This window comes from Bartonella sp. CE47NXGY, assembly GCF_042195415.1.
Taxonomy (GTDB): Bacteria; Pseudomonadota; Alphaproteobacteria; order Rhizobiales; family Rhizobiaceae; genus Bartonella.
The window spans coordinates 1-889 of sequence record NZ_JBHIOI010000195.1; the positions used below are offsets into that span (position 1 = coordinate 1).

The window sequence follows — 889 nt, forward strand, 5'->3', positions numbered from 1 at the left end:
GTCGCATCTGTCATGAGTTTGTGGCGTTGTTCTTCTGTCTTTTTTTGTTGGTCATAGCGTTGATAAGTTTTGAGAACGCGACTGATAATAAGACCTAATCCCGCAAGAGAAAGACAAATTAAAAACATGATACTGGCGGCAGCAAGAGGCTTCATAACATAACATAACGCAATAAAACCGATGGTACATAAAAAAAGCAAAGACATGAAGAATGAAATGCTAATAAACCCATAGAAAATTGCTTGAAGGCGTACTTGCTTGACTGTGCTTTTAAGCCCTCCACCGACAAGATGGTTTAAAAGAGGAGCGATAAACTTATGCATTGCTTAACGACGTAGTAATTGAGAAAGAATAAAACCAACCCCTGCGGCAAACAAAACGCTTTTGCCAGGATTTTTGCGAACGCATTGATTCAGAGTTTGTTCAAGATCACTAATTTTGTCTTTTGCTTGAGACATCATGTCTTCACCACTTTCTTTCGCTGAGTGATATAGTTTTTCCGCTTTGTCTTTGGCGGCGTTGAATTTGTTTGCACCAAGATCTGTTAGGGTTGAGGTAATCCCTGAAATTTCAGTGCGTAACGTTTCTAATTGTCCTTGTAGGTCTTTTTGTTGGTCTTTTTCTACGGCTGATTTATCGTGCTGTGTTGTTTTATTATGGGCCATGGTATTTTTCCCTCTTGATTCATTGATATTTGTATTGGTGTGTTCATAGTGATCATTTGCATTGGAGTGAAAATTTTCACTGCTTGAGTAACGCCAAAAGCTTTTTTTGGTTCCTTTCATTTTGTCGAATTTAAAATTGTTTTTGATAAAATAAATCTTTCCTATACGATATGCTTTGTCTGTAAAGGGTCGCATCTGTTGAGAATTGTCTTATGCTTTTGCAG

2 protein-coding genes are annotated in these 889 nt (G+C 37.6%); both read right to left on the bottom strand.

The window, feature by feature from the left end; genetic code table 11:
- Positions 1–323, bottom strand: a 323-nt coding sequence (locus tag ACFIL3_RS10605; RefSeq protein ID WP_375682262.1) for a hypothetical protein, incomplete at its 3' end; no start/stop codon positions are given.
- 3 nt (positions 324–326) lie between these two features.
- Entirely contained in the window at positions 327–665 is a 339-nt protein-coding gene (locus tag ACFIL3_RS10610; protein ID WP_375682263.1) for a YqjD family protein, read from the bottom strand.
- Positions 666–889: the final 224 nt, after the last annotated feature.